Here is an 18,609-nt window from a genome sequence, read left to right on the forward strand (position 1 = left end):
ATGATTCCAGATAATAATAAAAAAACAACATATCTTGAAGATGAGGTTAAAACCAAGTCTTTTAGTTTGTTTGATCCTATGCATTTTGTACATAGGTTACTTAAAAATTGGTATTGGTTTGTAATTCTAGGACTTATAGGTTATGCTATTGCTTTCTTGTATAGTAAATATTATGCGCAAAGAGTCTATGAGTCGAGTTTGTCGCTGAGTATTTCTAATAATACAGCAAGTTATTTTACACCCAATCAATCTATTAATTTTATTTGGGGACAAGGGGGCAATCAAGATGGGGTCTATATTAAAAAGATTTTACTTTCCAGAAGTCTTAACGAATATTTGGTTAACAAGCTGGATCTTTATACCAATTACACCACAAAAGGGTTAATAAAGCAGACTTACTTGGACCAAGATGATTCTCCAGTGATTTTAAAATTGGACAAAAGTCATGCTCAACAAGTTAATTATCAGATTACACTTATCCCAAAAGGAAATGATAAATATGAAGTTGTGCTTCCAGAAGATGGCAAGTCAACAACGCTTTATAATTATCAAACAGAAAGTTATGAAACGATACCCGATTATCCACAGCCTCAAAATAAAATTATAGGTATTGATGAATGGTATACCTCTCCGAATTTAAGATTTAAGCTAGAAAAAAATCCGAATCCTTCTTCGATTAAATTCGATAATATTAATATAACATTATTGGCTATTAATACCGCAGTTAATGGTATTGTATCAACACTTTCTGTACGTTTTGATCAAGAATTGCCATCTATTATGATTATCAGCAAAAAAGGATATAATCTTAATGGGACCGTTAGGTTTCTAAATATTGCTGTCGATGAGCTTATCAAAAAAAGACTAGAAGATACGAATACCGTTGACAAAAACACATTAGAATACCTAGCTAAAAATATCGATAAAGTAAGAAAAAAATTAGACTCTAGCGCAGCCTATCTTAACCATATTAAAGTTAGTAACAGACTATATGATTTTAAAGGCTTAGATTCTAAAACCTTTGACAAACTTAAAGAAATAGAAACGAAAAAAGCAGAGCTTTTATCCAAAGTTAAAAATCTTGATCAAGTCCGAAATGTTGTTAACTCGAACAATATTGAGAAAATTATTAACATCAGCAGTGCAGGGATAGAAGACGGCGTATTTTCTGCTACGGTTTCTGAGCTCAAAGCACTTTATGCAAAGCGTAGAGAAATGGCGAAAATCTACACGCCCAATTCTGAGCCAATGCGTGAAATCAACAGATTGATTAACGAAGCAAAACTGAATTCAGTCGGTGGTTTACGTCAATATTATGCCACATTCGATCAACAAATGAATGATCTAGATGTAGAATTAAATAGTCTTGAAGGAAGTCTAGCAACTTTGCCAGAAAAGCAACGTTTATATCTGGATGCCGAAAGAGGTTACAACATTATAGAATCAACATACAATTCACTTTTGACAGAGCAAGCAAAAGCCCAAATGAGAATTGTATCAAATAAAAGTAACTTAACAATAATTGATAAAGCGAAAAATCTAGGACAAGGGCCTATCGCTCCCAATGTCGAAATCGTGAAAAGCGCGATTATCGGTGGATTATTGATTATTCCGTTATTGCTCATTGCATTGTCAGAAGTTTTAGACAATCGCGTAAGAAATATCAAAGAAGTTGTAGGTGTAACCAAAATGCCGTTGTTAGGTGTTATTGGAAAAAATACAGATGATAGCAATCTTAGCGTTTTGGACCGTCCAAAATCTTCTATTGCAGAAGCATTCCGAGGCGTACGCGCCAATCTTAAGTTTTTATTCGATGAGGCCAAATCCAGCAAAGTTATCCTGGTAACATCCTCCATTAGTGGAGAAGGGAAAACTTATAACTCGATGAATTTGGCAACTGTCTTAGCCATAAGTGGCAAAAAAACAATATTGCTGGGAATGGACCTTAGAAAACCAAAAATATTTGGAGATTTCAAAATCAATAATAAAAGTGGTATTTCCAATTATTTAACGGGAGAATCATCTTTAGACCAAATTGTTAATAAGACCCAGATTGCAAGTTTGGATGTTATCACTTCTGGACCTATTCCGCCTAATCCTTCGGAGCTTTTATTAAGTGAGAAAAATCAAAAATTATTGGAGGAACTTAAAAAACAGTATGAATATATTGTCATAGACTCTCCACCTGTGGGACTCGTTGCTGATGCGTTTGAGTTGATGAAGCATGCCGATGCAACCATATACGTGGTAAGACACGAGTATACAGAAAAGTATATGCTGAATCTTATCAAAGAAAAAGTTGCAAAGAAAGAAGTTGCCCATATAGGACTTATTTATAACGACTACGAAGCCAAACAAGGTTATGGCTACGGTTACGGCTATGGTTACGGCTACGGTTATGGCTACGGTTATTTCGAGGAAGATGTTGATTATAAAGAACCGAAAATTATTAAAATTAGGAACCAAATGAGAAGAATCTTTAAAAGAGGATAATTGTTCCATTGTTGTTAGCGTTTGAAAAGAAAATTTTCACTCTGTCAATAATAATCTTACATTTTTTCGTTATTTAATTAACTTATTTTAATGTACTTCAGGTTTTTTTAACGAAACTTTAAGAAGTTTGTTAACCTAAAAATGTGTTATATTTGCAGCAATTTTAGGGAGAATTTGTCCCGAAATAATATGAGAATTAAAACTGTTTATACTTTTTTTATACTACTTGTCAGCTTTTTTAGTGTTACTAAAATAAGTGCACAACGTCATGAAGTGGGAGTCCAAGCTGGGCTTAGCAATTTGGTGGGAGATATTGGAAATACCAATTTCATATTGCAAAAGCCAATTCTGGGTAAGACCCTTAGTCTAGGCGTTCCGGTATATTTTGGCGCAATTTATCGCCTCAATGTCAATCCTCAGCAATCTTTGAGATTGGGTTTGGGCTATAGCCATATCCAGTTTAGTGATTTGCATGCCAAAGAAAATTATAGAAGACAAAGAGGATTATACGGTTCAAATTCTGTATTTCATGCAGATTTAACATTTGAGTATTATTTCTTCGATATTAATGAAGAACATAAAAGTAAAGTAAGCCCTTATGTTTTTGCAGGGATTGGAGGGATGATGTATAACGCCGTTAAGCTGAAAAATGTAGAAGTAGTAAATGGCCAGGTAGAACCTACTTACGATTCTACAAAAAAGATGAGTATGGATTTGCCCTTCGGTGTTGGAGTGAAATATAAATTTAATTATAATTGGGCGCTTTCCGCAGAAGCAACTTTTCGACAATCATTCTCAGATATGATTGATTATAGCCAAATCGAATCTAATGTTGAAGGAATTCCTAATGATTTTAGACAAATTGGAAATCCCAATTCTAATGATTGGATAAATTCTGCAACCATTATTTTATCATATTCATTTGGAAGACCACCTTGTTATTGCAAATAATTACATGTCAGATTTAAAACAACAAATAGATAAGACGAAATTGCCTCAACATGTTGCGATCATTATGGATGGCAATGGACGATGGGCAAAAACCCGTGGCGAGCAAAGAACCTTCGGACATCGTAATGCGATAGAAGCTGTCCGCAACGCCATCAATGCTTGTAACGAAATCGAGATACCTTATCTTACACTCTATACCTTTTCAACAGAAAATTGGAAACGTCCTACAGATGAAGTAGATACATTGATGTCGCTGTTGTCGGAGTCATTGCTTAACGAAGCGGAGGAGATTTATACCAAAGGACTACGCCTGCATTTCATTGGAGATATTTCAAAACTGCCAGATTTGGTGAGAGAGCAACTCCTTAATTTGGTCGATTTAACCAAAAATAATACAAGAGGAAATCTTATTTTGGCACTCAATTATGGCTCTCAGAATGAAATTTTAAAAGCCGTGAAAGAGATTGCCCAAGACGTTAAAGAAGGCAAAATACAACAGGATGAGATAGATGACAAGGTTTTTGAAAAGCATCTCTATACCAAAGATTTTCCACCGGTGGATCTTATGATTCGCACCAGTGGAGAAATCAGAATCAGCAATTTTATGCTTTGGCAGATTGCGTATGCTGAGCTACAATTTTTAGATGTTTTGTGGCCAGATTTTAGTAAAGACATTTTTTTCCAATGCATATTGGATTATCAAAATAAAGAACGACGTTACGGCATGACAAGTGAGCAAGTCCAGTAACATTTTGAGATTAAGCGATTGAAGAACTCATAAGAGAAAATGAAAAAATTAATTTTACCTATCATATTTTTTGCAGCCACAACCAGCGTGGTGAATGCACAAATAACACCACAAACAGGTAATCAAACTGCAGAGGTGCAGAATGAAGATGCGAACGAGTATTATCTTAAAGACATCGTTGTCGATGGTGTTAAGAAATATAATTCTGCACAAATTCTTAGAATGGCAGGCTTGGTAAAAGGCGAAAAAATCGAAATACCAGGGCAACGCATCAGCTCTGCAATCAAAAAATTATGGGAATCACAAGCTTTTTCGAAAGTGGAGATTCTTGTAGAAAATGTAGAAGGTGACCAAGCGGTTCTTAAGTTTTCACTCCAAGATCTTAAAGAACTTGGCGAAGTGAAATTTACAGGAAAAGGAATTGGTAAGTCTAAAAACGAAAAGTTTATAAAAGACAATAACCTTAAACCAGGAACTAAAATTAATAACAATTTAGTATCCAGTTTGCAAAACAAAATTCCGCAAGAGTACATCAAAAAAGGTTTTGCCGATGCCAAAATCACCATTGCCGACAAACCCAATGCCAACGATCCTAATATGGTCGACTGGACAATAGAAGTGGCTAAAGGAAAACGTGTGAAAATCGATGAAATTAGCTTCAAAGGAAATGAAAATGTGTCTTCTAGAAGACTTAGAAAAAGTGGTTTCAAAGACACAAAGCAGAAAAGATTTCTTTTAGGCTTATTAAAACCGTCACGCTTTATCGAGGACAAATACGAAGAAGATAAAAAAAATCTCATCAGTTATTACAACTCGCTAGGCTTTAGAGACGCTACAATTATTTCGGATAGTGTAACGCGTGACAACAAAGGTTATCATATCAATGTTAATCTTAACGAAGGAAAGAAATACTATATCGGAGATATCAGCTTCATCGGAAATACAACGTTTACAACCGAGTTTTTGCAAAAAGTATTAGGTTATAAAACAGGAGATATTTACGACGCTGTTGGTTTTAATAAAAAAGTAGGTGAAGACGGCGGAAAGGAAGACGATTCTGATCTAAAATCGATCTACATGAACAATGGTTTCCTTTTCTCAAGCGTAACACCTATTGAAAAAGCGGTAAAAGGCGATTCTATCGATTTGGAAATCCGTATTAACGAGGGCGAAAAAGCAACTTGGAATCGTGTAACTTGGTCGGGAAATACCACAACACATGACCATGTTATCCTCAGGTCTTTGAGAACGCTTCCAGGCGCATTGTTTGCAAAGTCTGATATCAAAAGAACTTATTTTGAATTGGCAGGTATGCAGTTCTTCGATCCCCAGCAGATCGGGACAGATGTAAAACCAAATCCTCAAGATAATACGGTTAATATGCATTGGACGTTGGTGGAGAAAGGTTCTTCGCAAGTACAATTACAAGCGGGTTATGGTGGTAACTCTTTTATCGGAACTTTAGGATTGACCTTCAATAATTTCTCACTTAGAAACTTCTTGAAGTTTAAAGATTTTAAACCGATTCCTCAAGGTGACGGGCAGACTTTATCATTGCAGGCACAAGCTGGACAGTATTTTACCAACTATTCCATCTCTTTTGTGGAGCCATGGTTGTTTGGGACGCGCCCAACAGCACTTAGTGTAGGGTTTAATTATTCGCGTGTTAATTACGATTATAATAATGGTGAAGATCAAAAATTAAATATCTTCTCAGCAAATGTTGGTTTAACCAGAAGGTTGAAATGGCCAGATGATTATTTCTCGTTCTATACAGGATTACAGTTCCAGAGTTATGATTTCAGAAACTATCCATTCCAGTTCGGCGATGCACAAGAAATGAATGGTAGTACAAAATCTTTAACAATGAACTTGGGATTAAGCCGAAACTCAGCAGGTCTGGATCCTATATTCCCAACTTATGGATCGAATTTGGATTTATCAGTGAAATTCACGCCACCGTATTCATTGTTTGAAAAGAAAGATTATTCAACAATGGCAGCTTTGGATAAGTACAAGTGGATGGAGTTCTTTAAAGTTAAATTCAAGGCAGACTTTTATAATGAAATCGTAGGAAAACTTGTTTTAAGAACAACCGCAGAAATGGGTTATCTTAGTGGTTATAATAAAGAATTGGGTGCACCGCCATTTGAAAGATTCTATGTCGGAGGAGTTGGACTTTTTAATGGTAGATTCGACGGTAGAGAAATTGTTCCTTTGAGAGGTTACGAAAACTCATCATCTTCAGGTTTTACAAGTTCTACACCTTATGATATTACACCTTATGGTGGAGCGACAATTTATAACAGATTCGCTGCCGAATTGAGATATCCCATATCCATGAATCCAACGGCCAAAATCTTTGCTTTAACTTTTGTTGAAGGGGGTAACGCTTGGAACTCTTGGGGAAGTTATAATCCATTCCAGTTAAAACGTTCAGTAGGTATCGGCGTTAGAGTATCGATGTCAGCATTCGGACTTATTGGATTTGACTTTGCTTACGGATTCGACAAAGGTCTTGGGCAAACAGAGCCTTCAGGATGGCAGACACACTTCTTGATGAACCAACCATTATAATTTTTATACATTTGTAATATGAAGAAATTAGTTTTAGCTTTTGCAGTATGTGCTTTTTCTAGCACTGCTTTCGCGCAAAAAATTGGCGTTGTCGATACTAATTATATTTTGAGCAAATTGCCACAATACAAAGAGGCTGAAACTAGACTTAATACTCAAGTTTCGCAATGGCAAGCAGATTTGCAAAGATTGCAGAATGAATACGAAACCAAAAAAGCGGCTTTCGAAAGCGAAAAAGTTTTGTTGGTAGGAGATCAATTAAAACTTAGAGAAAAAGAAATTTCAGATTTAGAAAATAATATTCGTAACTCTATCAACGGTCGCTTCGGGACAGGTGGAGAGATTGACCAGTTGCGTTCAAGTTTGGTAAAACCTTATCAGGATCAAATCTGGAATAGCATCAAAAGCATGTCGGAGAAAAATAGTTTGGGCATAGTTATTGATAAAAGCAACAACACAAGTGTGTTGTTTTTAGATAAAAAGTACGATTATACGGATGCCGTTTTAGCTTTATTAGTCAAAGATTTACCCAAAACAGATAATGCTAAACCAGATCGCAAAGTAGGTGCACCAGTTAATAATACCAGACCTGGAGCTACGAAGTCTGCGCCAGCAAGAAGTAATAGTAGAGGTGGTGTCCGAGAGATAAAATCGGCAGACACCCAAAAAATGGAATTAAAATAAGTAACAATTAAAATTATATATATTCAATTATGAAAAAACTAAGTGTATTATTTGCAGCAGTATTCTTGTTTGTTGCAGTAGGCGTTGCAAAAGCTCAGAAAATTGCATCTCTAGATGTAGGAGCAGTACTTAGCGTTATGCCAGAAAAAATCAAATTAGATCAACAAATGAAAACTTTATCTGATGCTAAAAAAACTGAATTAGATAAGAAAAGAACATCTGCTGAGACATTGTTCGAGAAATATCAAAAAGAAGCACCTACGCAAACACAGCAAATCAACGAGCAAAGAAATGCGGAATTGCAAAAACTTCAGTCTAACTTACAACAAGAAGCTATGGCTGGTGAGAAAGATATCAGAGATAAATATGATGCTGGTCTAGAGCCAATCGAGAAAAAAATCCAAGATGCAATCTCTAAAGTTGCTAAGGCTAAAGGTTACGACTTCATCGTTGATGCAACTGTTTTTGTTTACAAAGGAGGTCCAGATGCGACTCAGGATGTAAAAGCTGAGTTAGGTTTGAAATAATCAAACTTAATTAACAAATATTAACCACTCTTTATGGAGTGGTTTTTTTATTTTTGCCCTATGGAAAAAGAATTCAAAAGTATAGCCAAAATACGTTTCGGAGATTGTGACCCGATAGGACATCTTAACAACATCAACTATCTTGTGTATATGTTAAATGCAAGAGAAGATCATGTAGAACAGCATTTTGGTTTTACTTACGAGGAATACGCTACCAAAACAGGCTTTACCTGGGTAAGTATCCAAAATGAAATCGCTTATTTTAAAGAAGTTAGATATAATAAAAAAGTTGTTATTTCTAGTAAATTAATCGATCTTCAAGACCGCATTTCGAAAGTTGAAATTCTTATGATGAGCGAGGACGAAAAAACAATCCACGCCGTACTTTGGATGACGGTTATTCATTTTAGTATGAAGTCCCGAAAAAGCGTGGCACATCCACCAGAAACTTTAGCTTTGTTCGAGCCAACGATCATTAACTTAGAAGAAAAAGATTTTACAGACCGTACCAAAGTCCTTAGACAGCGAAATAAAAAATAAAAACTATGAAAAGAATTTTAGTCATTGGCGCCAATGGTCAGCTGGGACATTGCCTGCAAAAGATTGCCCCAAAATATCATGAACTGTTCGATTTTAATTTTACAGGCTCATCCGTTTTAGACATTACAAAACATGAAGACATTGCTCGTGAGTTTCAAGACTATCAACCCGACTTTTGCATTAATGCTTCGGCTTATACCGCAGTCGATTTAGCAGAAACCGAGCAAGAAAAAGCTTTTACCGTTAATGCTTATGCTGTGGCGGATTTGGCAGACGTTTGCGAAAGTCATGACTGTACACTTATCCATGTTTCTACAGATTATGTGTTCGAAGGCAATACCAATATCGATTATGAAGAGGATAACTTTACCAATCCAACGGGCGTTTACGGTGCGAGCAAAAGAAAAGGGGAAGAGTTGGCTTTGGATAACAATCCTAAAACCATTATCCTGAGAACATCTTGGTTATACTCGGAGTTTAACAAGAACTTTGTGAAAACCATGCTTAGTTTATTTAAAACCAAAGATGAGCTTGGCATTGTTGATGATCAATACGGACAACCAACCAATGCTAATGACCTTGCAGAAGCGATTATGTCAATTATCGAGAAACAAGCGAAGCATTATGGGATTTTTCACTTTTCAAATTATCCGGAAACGACTTGGTTCAAATTTGCGGAGAAAATTAAAGAATTTTCAGGTTCCGATATTAAGCTTAATCCAATTACCACAGAGCAATTTCCGACGCCGGCAAAACGCCCTATGCGCAGCACGATGAATCTTGACAAAATCGAAAAAAAATATGGTATCGAACCGCGCCGTTGGGAACATAGTTTGGAAGAATGTGTTGATATTTTAAAACATCTTTAATTAAATAATATTTTTACAAACATTAAGTTTACTGAACATGAGAATAGCAAAAAAAATAATTTTTGGATTAGCATTGATATTTGGTTTCATCGCTATGGCACAAAATGTTGTGTTAAGCAGCGTGGTGAAATCCAACGACAATCAGGATAAATTCCTTTACAAAATAAATCCCGAAACGACCAAAGGAGACTATCTCGGTGAGATTTTGGTGAACGGATTTTCCAATGACGATGTTGCGGTTTTTGATGCTGTTTATAAAAAAGCAAAACAAGTGGGCGCCAACACATTTTCTTGGAAAAAACCCGACGGAATGGAAGATGAGGCCTTCAATCCCAATCATTATTTTTTGAGTTTGTATTATACGCCAGCTTCAGAAATTCCGCAAGAATATAACACGATTTATTTGGTAGCATCCTCCAAGAATGACCAAAAAATTAGCATTAACAAAGATAAAATGAATTTAAAAGAAAGACATTTTATCAGAAAAACATTTAGTCCAGGACAAGAAATTACGGTTTCTACAAGACAATTTTTAGGAAGCGGAATAAAAGTCACAGGAAAAGAAGAACACCCAGCACAGTATTTCCAAATCTCCAATTTCAAAGTCAAGGAAAACCAGAGCATGTACGGCGGCATTAATATAAAATCCAGCGACATTATCGGGTTAGAGCGTTCTTACGGTGATTTTTTAACAACGATCTATACAGAACAGAAATAATCAAAAAAACATCTCAATCGAGATGTTTTTCGTTTTTTATATTTAAAAAAAAGTTCCAAAGCAATCGTATTTCATTGTACTCGAATTCCGGTGGAAGCACCGCTTTCCAATCGTTGAGATTGTCTTGTGGATTTTCCTTGAAAACCTTTTCAAAATCATTAAATTTTTCTTTTGGGTAAATTCTCAACATGTCTTTTTTATCCAAAATACCTTGCTCAGCAAATTTTCCTAAATGGCCATACACCGTTGACACGACCAATCCGCGTTCTTTAGCCACTTCTGCCAAAGTTTTTCCTTCTTGGAACATCTGGAAACTTAAGATATGCGTTGGGACTTTTTTAATTTTTGAAGAAATTTCGACATCCTTGCTTTTATCAAACAAATCGACATTTAGCAATTGTGCGTCTTTGATATCATTGAGATATTCTTGCATATCATCAACCCAAATTTTAAAATCTTCGTTGTAGGCTTTTAGCCCTTTTACGCCTTTGGTTGTTGCATAGAAATCTTTTAAAGGAACAAATATTTTCTCATTAACATTGCTAAAAAAGAAATTAACGGCGCCTTTAGCTTTTTCCTCAACTTGTTGCCAATCACTTTCCTGACTGATGAATTTTTGAGTCAGTTGTTTTAAAACTTTTTCAAACTTATTGAAGATTTGTACCAGATTTTGGATTTCGGGTTTTAGACTTTGGTAAAGATTTTTCTTTTGTTCGCGGTCCAGATAACGACTATCTTTTCCACTATTAAACCAAATTTCCAATGTCGGTGCAAACCAAGTGCAGTCCAATCTTCGGATCACTTTTTCGATGCTGTAATCGTATTTTTCGGCTTCCAAAATTGCCTCCATTCTGTCATTCGCATTCGTGGAGGTCTGGAACTGTGCGACACGATGGTCTTTAAAAATAACATCGGGCGTGATTCGGGATTTTAAAACAATACCTTCCAAAGTTCGGCAACGCGACAACGCCACATAAACTTGGCCAGAAGCAAAACTTTTTCCAGCATCGATAATCAAACGGTCAAAGGTTAAACCTTGACTTTTATGAATGGTAACCGCCCAAGCCAAACGTATTGGATATTGTTTGAAACTACCCAAAACCTCTTCGGTAATATTTTTTTCAGAATCGAGGCTGTATTTTTTTTGTTCCCAAATTTCAGGTTTTATAGTAAATTCTTCCTGACTGCCGTCCAAAACAACACTTATCTCGTCTCCGTTGATGTAGGTGATTTCTGCTAATTTTCCATTGTAATATAGCTTATCTGGCGAGGTGTCATTTCTGATAAACATGATTTGAGCGCCTACTTTTAGTTCAAGTGTTTGCTCATTTGGATATTGACTTTCTTTAAAATCGCCAACAATTTCAGCATCGAAATAATGAGAACGATTGCCAAGCTCTTTTAATTTGCGTTGGTTAATTTCGTCGGCTTGTCGATTGTGAGAACATAGATAGACGTAAGATTCTTCTTTTGGCTCAAAATCGGGATCGTAGCGAGCGTTTAGTTCGTTAAAATCAATGTTTTCAGTATCTCCATTTCGGATGGCGTTTAGTATCTCAAGGAATTTTTCATCGCTTTGTCGATATACTTTGCGAAGTTCAATGGTGATAATGGGATAGTTTTCTAAAGCTTTTGCGTGGAAAAAAAATGGCGAAGCATAATATTGATTCAATAAATATTCGTCCCGAACAACAGGCGGTAATTGGTAAAGATCACCAATGAACAGCATCTGCACACCACCAAATTTTAGTGGATTACGTCGAATATGACGTAGCGCAAAATCCATCATGTCCAAGACATCTGCGCGCAACATTGACACTTCGTCGATGATGATAACTTCTATCTCGCGAAGTAGTTTTAATTTATCTTTTCGATATTTGAAATGAGGCATCAGATCCGCAATGTTGTTAGCAAGATTTTGGTCGATACGCTCTGTCGTAGGGATAAAAGTCCGAAGTGGTAATCCAAACATCGAGTGGATGGTGACGCCACCAGCATTGATTGCCGCAATACCTGTTGGCGCGATAATGATATGTTTTTTCTGAGTTTTCTTTACGAAATTATTTAGGAAAGTTGTTTTTCCCGTTCCTGCTTTTCCTGTTAAAAAAATACTGCGATTGGTATGTTCAATCAAGTCAAATAAAGCCTCATTCTGTTCCATAAAAAATAAGTTTATTTAATTCGATTAGGATTTTGTTTTAGAAAACTGTCCCAACCAGAGTAGGATTTTTCTGTCGAAAGATTTCCAGAATTAAAATGATGACAAACCGCCACAGCCAGACCGTCCGAAGCATCCAGATATTTGGTCGGAAATTCTTTTAGGTTCAAAAGTTTTTGCAACATTCCTGCAACTTGTTCTTTGCTGGCATTTCCATTTCCGGTGATGGCCATTTTAATTTTCTTAGGAGAATATTCAACAATTGGAACATCGCGATGCAAACTTGCGGCCATTGCCACGCCTTGTGCGCGACCTAATTTCAACATACTTTGGACATTTTTCCCAAAGAAAGGTGCTTCCAAAGCAACTTCATCAGGATGATATTCATCAATCAAAGAAAGGGTGCGGTCGAAGATGTGTTTTAGTTTTATTTCGTGGGTTTCATATTTCTTAAGAATAAGTTCATGAATGGCTAGTAGCGACATTTTGCCACCTTTTATGGTGATAATTCCAAAGCCCATTACGGCGGTTCCTGGGTCGATTCCTAAGATGATTTTTTCGGTTTGCATTAGCGCAAAGTTACGTTAAGATTTTTAAAATATTAAATCAAAATGAGCATTGAATTAAATAAAAGCTTACTTTTAATAATCACAAAATATCACTAATTAATTATGAAAAAACTTTTACTAGCCTCGGCTTTTAGCTTTGGATTTGGTGTAATGCCAATTGCTATTTATGCGCAAAAAAGTGCTGTAGAATCGCCAGTTTACGTTAGTAATACTGAAGGAATTAAGGAGTATAATCTTAAAAATGGTCTTAAAATATTATTAATTCCAGATGCTTCACAAAGTAATATGGTTGTTAATATTATCTACAATGTTGGTTCTCGACACGAAGGTTATGGTGAGAAAGGTATGGCCCATTTGCTGGAACACATGCTTTTCAAAAGCACCAAAAAATTAGGTGACATCAAAAAACAATTGTCGGATAAAGGAGGTGCTGCCAACGGTACAACGTGGTATGACAGGACCAATTATTACGAAGTTTTCCCTTCTAGTGACGAGAATCTTCGTTGGGCTTTGGAGATGGAAGCCGATAGAATGATAAATGCAACAATTCTTCAGTCAGATTTGGATAAAGAATTTTCTGTGGTAAGAAACGAGTTCGAGATTGGAGAAAATAACCCAGGCAGTGTGTTGCAAGAACGTATTGTCTCAACGGCTTATTTGTGGCACAACTACGGAAACTCAACCATCGGTAGCAAAGAAGATATCGAACGTGTTAAAGCACCGACATTGAGAAAGTTTTATGAAAAATTTTATCAACCCGATAATGCAACATTGATTGTTGCTGGTAAATTCGATGAGAAAAAAGCTTTGGATTATGTATCACAATATTTTGCACCTATCCCGAAGCCGACAAGAGTTATTGATCCAACATACACCGTAGAACCAGCACAGGACGGAGAACGTTTTATCGAATTGAAGCGATCTGGTGACAGCAAAGTTGTCGGAGCATTATACCATACCGCGCCTTTTGCGGATAAAGATTACGCGGCTTTGGACGCACTAAGTGAAATTTTAACTTCGGATCCTTCGGGGTATTTGTATAAAGCATTTATTGACACGCACAAGGCCGCTTCTGTGTACGGGTGGCAACCAACGGTTCGTGATGCGAGTTATTTATATTTTGGCCTAGAAGTTCCGAATGATAAAGATGTTAAAGCGACACAAGAAGAGTTTAGAAAAGAGTTGGATAAAGTGGCCAATATCAAATATACCGATGATGATGTAAAACGTGCCAAAGCCAAACTTCTAAAACAAGTTGAAAATATTAAAAACAATACCATCAATTATGCTATTAGCTTAACCGAAGTTATTGGTGCTGGCAATCACAAACTTTTTATGCTGTATCGTGATAATGTTGAACAATTAACCAAAGCCGATATCCAACGCGTTGCAGAAAAATATTTTAGAAGTAATAACCGTACAATAGGCGCTTTTATACCAACAAAAGATGAAGTTCGTGTTAAAAACACCGAATATTCTGACAGCCAAATTGCAAGTTTAACCAAAGATTATAAAGGTAAAGCATTAGAAAAAGAAGCCGCAGCTTTTGAAGCTTCCATCAAAAATTTAAAAGCCAATCTTACAGTGTCTACATTAAATAATGGCCTTAAATATGGCCTAATTAAAAAAGAAATAAAAGGAAACAAAATGCTGGCGAGTTTTCGTTTTCCAATTGGCAATGTAAAGGATTTAACAGGTAAGTCAGACGTTGGATCATTAATGGCTCAAGTGCTTAAAACGGGAACGAAATCCCATACCAAAGAGCAGATCCAAGACATGTTGGACGAGTGGAAGACCAATCTTAACTTCGGATTTAGCGGTCAGACTTTATTTGTAAACATTAATACCTACAAAGAAAATTTCCCTAAGGTGATGAATTTGGTGAAAGAAATTTTAACTGAATCTACTTTCCCAGAAGCGGAATTGGTGAAAACTGTTAACGAATATAATACTTACCTAGAATCTTCGTTGAACGATCCACAGGCTTTAGCTTTTACAGAGATTGAGCGTCAAAGTACAGCTTATCCGAAAGAAAGCATCTATTACACGCCATCAACAAAAGAACAAATAGAAAATAACAAAAAAGTGACGCGTCAACAACTCTTAGATTTTTATTCAAATATGCTAGGTGCTAATAATGGCGTAGGTTCTGTAGTCGGCGATTTGGACGGAAAAACAGTTTCTGGATTGATAGAGTCAACCTTCGGAAATTGGAATTCTAAATCGAAATACGAGTATATCAAACCAGAATTATTCGGAACTAAAAAATTAGATAAAGATTATTTGACGCCAGATAAAGAGAATGGCGCAGCGGTTGGCCGTATCAATTTTGCTATGAATCGTAATAGTGCAGATTATCCTGCAATGATGATGGCGAACGAAATTCTTGGAAGTGGCGGTTTCTTGTCTGCGCGTATTCCGATGCGTTTGCGCGAGAAAGACGGCATTAGTTATGGTGCGGGTTCTTTCATGAATATTCCGGTGAATAACGACGTTGCGTCTTGGTCTTGGTATGCACTTTTTAATCCGACAAAAAAAGAGGCTGTTAACAAAGCTGTGAAAGAGGAAATTGCAAAAGCGCTTAAAGATGGTTTCACAGCAGAAGAATTGAAATCTAATTTGACATCGTGGCTTAACTCTAGAAAAACTGGATTGGGGAACGATAATACTTTAATGAATCTTGTCAATACGCAATTGCAATATGGCGTTTCACTAGATGAATATGACAAGTTGGAAAAAGAAGTTTCTACGTTGAAGTTGGATCAAGTCAACGCTGTTTTAAGAAAATATATTTCTGAAGACAGGTTAACTTCTGTCTATGCAGGTGATTTTAATAAAAAATAAAAAGCATTAAATAATTTTAAACAAAAAGTCCAAGTATTTCGCTTGGACTTTTTATTTATTTTTGAAAAGCTTGAACAGATTTTTAAACCAAATAAAACTCGTTCAGTCTTTCCTCGCAAAGAGTTTTTACGACATTAATCCATTGGTCTTCGTCGTTAAGACAAGGGATGTAGTGGAAGTTTTCGCCACCTGCATGGAGGAATTCTTCTTTACCTTCGACCGATATTTCTTCTAAAGTTTCTAGACAATCGGATACAAAAGCAGGACAAACCACAGCGATATTTTTGATTCCTTTTTTCGGGATCGATTCAAAAGTTTCATCGGTATAAGGCTCAACCCATTTGTCTTTTCCAAGTCGAGATTGGAAAGAAACAATCACCTTTTCTTTTGGAATGCCCAATTTTGCAATGACTAGTTCTGTCGTTTTGTAGCATTGATGTCTGTAACAATAGGCGTTGTGTGTTTCCACTTGGCTGTTGATACAGTTAGCATCATCGATTTTACAAGTCTTAGAAGGATCGGTTTTATAAAGGTGCCTTTCCGGAACGCCATGATACGAAAACTGTAAAGCATCAAAATTTCTAGGTAATTTTTCCTTAATACTTTCAGCTAAACAATCGATATAATCTTCTCGATCGTAAAATGGCTGAACATAATTAATTTTAACTTCCGGGAATTTTTTCTTGCGTACAGCTTCTGCTTTTTCTATAACTGTTTCTGTCGTACTCATCGCATATTGCGGATAGAGTGGGAACAAAACAATCTCTGTAACGCCTTGTTCAACGAGTTTTTTAATTCCTGTTTCTATGCTAGGTTCTGCATAGCGCATTCCGATTTCTACCGGGACATCAACCAGCTTTTGAAGTTTCTCTTGGATTTGTTGTGTTATGACAATCAGCGGAGAACCTTTTTCTGTCCAAACTGTTTTGTACGCTTCTGCAGATTTTGCGGGGCGTGTTTTCAAAATAATGCCTTGCACAAGAAGCGCACGACCAATCCAGCGATAATCGATAACTCTTTCGTCCATCAAAAATTCGTCAAGATAATCTTTAACATCTTCCACAGATGTCGATTTGGGCGAACCTAGATTAACGAGTAAAATGCCTTTTCGTTGCTTAGCGTGTAGCTTGTTGGTATCCAATGTTTGATTTTAAATTTGAGTAAAGTTCTGATGTTTTCCATCAACGATTACAAAAGTGATTAGCCATTAACAGCTTCTACTTTGTCCACTAAATCTGGTACAAATTGTTTTAAAATATTTTCGATGCCATTTTTAAGGGTTGCAGTGGAAGAAGGACAACCGCTACATGCGCCTTGTAAAAGCATTTTAGCTGTTTTGCTCTCTTCATCATATTCCATCAAGGAGATTTTTCCACCATCGTTTTCTACAGCTGGAGCAACATATTCCATGAGGATATCGCTGATTTTTTGCTCGTTATCGGTATAGTCACGATTTAAAATTTTCTGAACTGGATTCTCATGCGGATGAGGCTCGATGTTTGAAACTTCGCCTCCTGCCTGAAGATAATCAGCAACTTTGGAACGAACTTGCGTCATAATCTGGTGCCATTCGTATTGATTGTCTTTGGTGACAGCCACAAAATTATCACTGATGAAAATTTCTTTTACAAAATCGAATTCGTCGAAAAGCGCTTTTGCTAAAGGTACAAGCTCTGCGTCTTGTGCATTTTTGCATTCGAGAAAGCCGTCCAAAAGCAATTTGTTAGAAACGAATTTCATCACCGCTGGATTGGGCGTCATCTCCGAATAGATTTGGTACAATTCTTTTTTCTTTTGAAGGTAAATTCTTGGATTTGCCAAAAGTTCGTCTTCAATAACATTTTTAAGACTTTCCGTAATATGTTCCCATTCTACAGAATCTTCTTTGGCTACCGCGATGAAGTTAGCCGTGATAAAAATACGACTTACAAAAGGGTAGTTAAACAATTCTTGAGCTAATGGAATTTCCGAAATGTCGGAGTCTCTATCGAGTTCTAAAGATCCTGGAACAAGGTTGTAATCGGCTACAAACTTTAGGACTTTAGGATTTTCTGTTGGTTCTATTAAAATTTGTCTCATTGACTGATTTTTTCTCTTACAAAAATATCGTAATTTGGTGGAAGAAAAAAATGTGGCAGGATAAGCTATTTCTCGAAAGCTTGAAGAATAGGGTTTTAGGTGTTTTTGATTTTTTCTATATAGCTTATTTGTAATAGAATGACAAAATTCTAGCCCCGATTGTAGCATTTGTTTGAGCTCTTTGCAAAACAAGGCATAAGCTATGGCTTTGCAAAAGCGAGTGCGGAAAGCGGGAATAGCTTCAAAAAAGAATAAAATAATTAGCTGATAATAAATTTATAAAAATGGCAATAGTTAAAGAACTTTTGGGGAAAACGCCCAAAATAGGTGAAAATACGTGGCTTGCAGAGACGGCAACTATCGTAGGAGATGTGGAGATGGGAAAAGATTGCAGCGTTTGGTTCAATGCGGTGATAAGAGGGGATGTACATTACATCAAAATAGGTGATCGTGTAAATATCCAAGACAACGCGATGGTGCATTGTACTTACCAAAAAAGTCCAACAGTTATTGGAAATAACGTGTCCATAGGACATAACGCTATTGTGCATGGTTGTACTTTGAAAGATAATGTGTTGATAGGGATGGGGGCTATTGTAATGGATGATTGCGTTATAGAAAGTAATTCTATTGTCGCGGCTGGCGCGGTTGTAACGGCAAATACCCATATTAGCGAAGGTGAAATTTGGGCAGGCGTTCCTGCAAAAAAAGTGAAAGATGTGTCGCAACAATTAATAGAAGGCGAAATCAACCGAATTGCCAATAATTACATGAAATATTCTAGTTGGTATAAAGAATAATATTGGTGGTTCATATCATTTTATTAGACTCTTTTCTCGAGATATTTTTTAA

Annotated in this window: 15 protein-coding genes; 11 read left to right on the forward strand and 4 right to left on the reverse strand. The window is 36.3% G+C overall.

Features of this window, described 5'->3' with window-relative positions; translation table 11 throughout:
* The 9 genes from G6R40_RS11820 to G6R40_RS11860 all read left to right on the forward strand — a co-directional run bounded on the left by G6R40_RS11820 (nucleotide 1) and on the right by G6R40_RS11860 (nucleotide 10,107).
* Nucleotides 1-2,493 (forward strand): polysaccharide biosynthesis tyrosine autokinase, encoded by a 2,493-nt coding sequence (locus G6R40_RS11820; RefSeq protein WP_165135735.1) that lies wholly within the window; start codon nucleotides 1-3, stop codon nucleotides 2,491-2,493.
* Nucleotides 2,494-2,682: 189 nt separating this feature from the next.
* Nucleotides 2,683-3,444: a DUF6089 family protein gene (locus G6R40_RS11825; RefSeq protein ID WP_165135738.1), complete on the forward strand. Its 762-nt coding sequence runs from the start codon at nucleotides 2,683-2,685 to the stop codon at nucleotides 3,442-3,444.
* 4 nt (nucleotides 3,445-3,448) lie between these two features.
* Complete coding sequence (locus tag G6R40_RS11830; protein WP_165135741.1) at nucleotides 3,449-4,192, forward strand: isoprenyl transferase; 744 nt, start codon at nucleotides 3,449-3,451, stop codon at nucleotides 4,190-4,192.
* 39 nt (nucleotides 4,193-4,231) lie between these two features.
* Nucleotides 4,232-6,769 carry an outer membrane protein assembly factor BamA gene (bamA, locus tag G6R40_RS11835; RefSeq protein WP_165135744.1) on the forward strand — a complete coding sequence of 846 codons (2,538 nt, stop codon included), beginning with the start codon at nucleotides 4,232-4,234 and terminating at the stop codon, nucleotides 6,767-6,769.
* Nucleotides 6,770-6,787: 18 nt separating this feature from the next.
* Nucleotides 6,788-7,453, forward strand: coding sequence for an OmpH family outer membrane protein (locus G6R40_RS11840; protein ID WP_165135747.1), 666 nt, complete (start codon nucleotides 6,788-6,790; stop codon nucleotides 7,451-7,453).
* 29 nt (nucleotides 7,454-7,482) lie between these two features.
* Nucleotides 7,483-7,980 (forward strand): OmpH family outer membrane protein, encoded by a 498-nt coding sequence (locus tag G6R40_RS11845; protein ID WP_165135750.1) that lies wholly within the window; start codon nucleotides 7,483-7,485, stop codon nucleotides 7,978-7,980.
* A gap of 60 nt (nucleotides 7,981-8,040) precedes the next feature.
* Nucleotides 8,041-8,520 carry an acyl-CoA thioesterase gene (locus G6R40_RS11850; RefSeq protein WP_165135753.1) on the forward strand — a complete coding sequence of 160 codons (480 nt, stop codon included), beginning with the start codon at nucleotides 8,041-8,043 and terminating at the stop codon, nucleotides 8,518-8,520.
* 5 nt (nucleotides 8,521-8,525) lie between these two features.
* Complete coding sequence (gene rfbD / locus G6R40_RS11855) at nucleotides 8,526-9,389, forward strand: dTDP-4-dehydrorhamnose reductase (protein WP_165135756.1); 864 nt, start codon at nucleotides 8,526-8,528, stop codon at nucleotides 9,387-9,389.
* A 37-nt stretch (nucleotides 9,390-9,426) separates the two neighbouring features.
* Nucleotides 9,427-10,107 carry a hypothetical protein gene (locus G6R40_RS11860; RefSeq protein ID WP_228455856.1) on the forward strand — a complete coding sequence of 227 codons (681 nt, stop codon included), beginning with the start codon at nucleotides 9,427-9,429 and terminating at the stop codon, nucleotides 10,105-10,107.
* 13 nt (nucleotides 10,108-10,120) lie between these two features.
* Here G6R40_RS11860 and G6R40_RS11865 read toward each other — a convergent pair whose 3' ends face one another.
* Together G6R40_RS11865 and ruvC are read right to left on the reverse strand one after the other, a co-directional pair.
* Nucleotides 10,121-12,268, reverse strand: coding sequence for a helix-turn-helix domain-containing protein (locus G6R40_RS11865; RefSeq protein ID WP_165135759.1), 2,148 nt, complete (start codon nucleotides 12,266-12,268; stop codon nucleotides 10,121-10,123).
* Between the two features lie 11 nt (nucleotides 12,269-12,279).
* Complete coding sequence (gene ruvC, locus G6R40_RS11870; protein ID WP_165135762.1) at nucleotides 12,280-12,834, reverse strand: crossover junction endodeoxyribonuclease RuvC; 555 nt, start codon at nucleotides 12,832-12,834, stop codon at nucleotides 12,280-12,282.
* Between the two features lie 102 nt (nucleotides 12,835-12,936).
* On the opposite strand from ruvC, the gene G6R40_RS11875 reads away from it, so the two are divergent.
* Nucleotides 12,937-15,678: a M16 family metallopeptidase gene (locus tag G6R40_RS11875; protein ID WP_165135765.1), complete on the forward strand. Its 2,742-nt coding sequence runs from the start codon at nucleotides 12,937-12,939 to the stop codon at nucleotides 15,676-15,678.
* 82 nt (nucleotides 15,679-15,760) lie between these two features.
* Here G6R40_RS11875 and hemH read toward each other — a convergent pair whose 3' ends face one another.
* Nucleotides 15,761-16,819 (reverse strand): ferrochelatase, encoded by a 1,059-nt coding sequence (gene hemH, locus G6R40_RS11880; RefSeq protein WP_165135768.1) that lies wholly within the window; start codon nucleotides 16,817-16,819, stop codon nucleotides 15,761-15,763.
* A 59-nt stretch (nucleotides 16,820-16,878) separates the two neighbouring features.
* Nucleotides 16,879-17,757: a NifU family protein gene (locus G6R40_RS11885; protein WP_165135771.1), complete on the reverse strand. Its 879-nt coding sequence runs from the start codon at nucleotides 17,755-17,757 to the stop codon at nucleotides 16,879-16,881.
* 284 nt (nucleotides 17,758-18,041) lie between these two features.
* Here G6R40_RS11885 and G6R40_RS11890 point away from each other — a divergent pair, with 284 nt between their 5' ends.
* Nucleotides 18,042-18,557, forward strand: a complete 516-nt coding sequence (locus G6R40_RS11890; protein ID WP_165135774.1) for a gamma carbonic anhydrase family protein — start codon at nucleotides 18,042-18,044, stop codon at nucleotides 18,555-18,557.
* The last annotated feature ends 52 nt before the right edge of the window (nucleotides 18,558-18,609 follow it).

This window comes from Chryseobacterium sp. POL2, assembly GCF_011058315.1.
GTDB lineage: Bacteria > Bacteroidota > Bacteroidia > Flavobacteriales > Weeksellaceae > Soonwooa.

Coding starts and splice junctions, on each gene's coding strand:
- G6R40_RS11820 (WP_165135735.1), top strand. CDS start 1: ATGATTCCAGATAATAATAAAAAAACAACATATCTTGAAGATGAGGTT.
- G6R40_RS11825 (WP_165135738.1), top strand. CDS start 2,683: ATGAGAATTAAAACTGTTTATACTTTTTTTATACTACTTGTCAGCTTT.
- G6R40_RS11830 (WP_165135741.1), top strand. CDS start 3,449: ATGTCAGATTTAAAACAACAAATAGATAAGACGAAATTGCCTCAACAT.
- bamA (WP_165135744.1), top strand. CDS start 4,232: ATGAAAAAATTAATTTTACCTATCATATTTTTTGCAGCCACAACCAGC.
- G6R40_RS11840 (WP_165135747.1), top strand. CDS start 6,788: ATGAAGAAATTAGTTTTAGCTTTTGCAGTATGTGCTTTTTCTAGCACT.
- G6R40_RS11845 (WP_165135750.1), top strand. CDS start 7,483: ATGAAAAAACTAAGTGTATTATTTGCAGCAGTATTCTTGTTTGTTGCA.
- G6R40_RS11850 (WP_165135753.1), top strand. CDS start 8,041: ATGGAAAAAGAATTCAAAAGTATAGCCAAAATACGTTTCGGAGATTGT.
- rfbD (WP_165135756.1), top strand. CDS start 8,526: ATGAAAAGAATTTTAGTCATTGGCGCCAATGGTCAGCTGGGACATTGC.
- G6R40_RS11860 (WP_228455856.1), top strand. CDS start 9,427: ATGAGAATAGCAAAAAAAATAATTTTTGGATTAGCATTGATATTTGGT.
- G6R40_RS11865 (WP_165135759.1), bottom strand. CDS start 12,268: ATGGAACAGAATGAGGCTTTATTTGACTTGATTGAACATACCAATCGC.
- ruvC (WP_165135762.1), bottom strand. CDS start 12,834: ATGCAAACCGAAAAAATCATCTTAGGAATCGACCCAGGAACCGCCGTA.
- G6R40_RS11875 (WP_165135765.1), top strand. CDS start 12,937: ATGAAAAAACTTTTACTAGCCTCGGCTTTTAGCTTTGGATTTGGTGTA.
- G6R40_RS11885 (WP_165135771.1), bottom strand. CDS start 17,757: ATGAGACAAATTTTAATAGAACCAACAGAAAATCCTAAAGTCCTAAAG.
- G6R40_RS11890 (WP_165135774.1), top strand. CDS start 18,042: ATGGCAATAGTTAAAGAACTTTTGGGGAAAACGCCCAAAATAGGTGAA.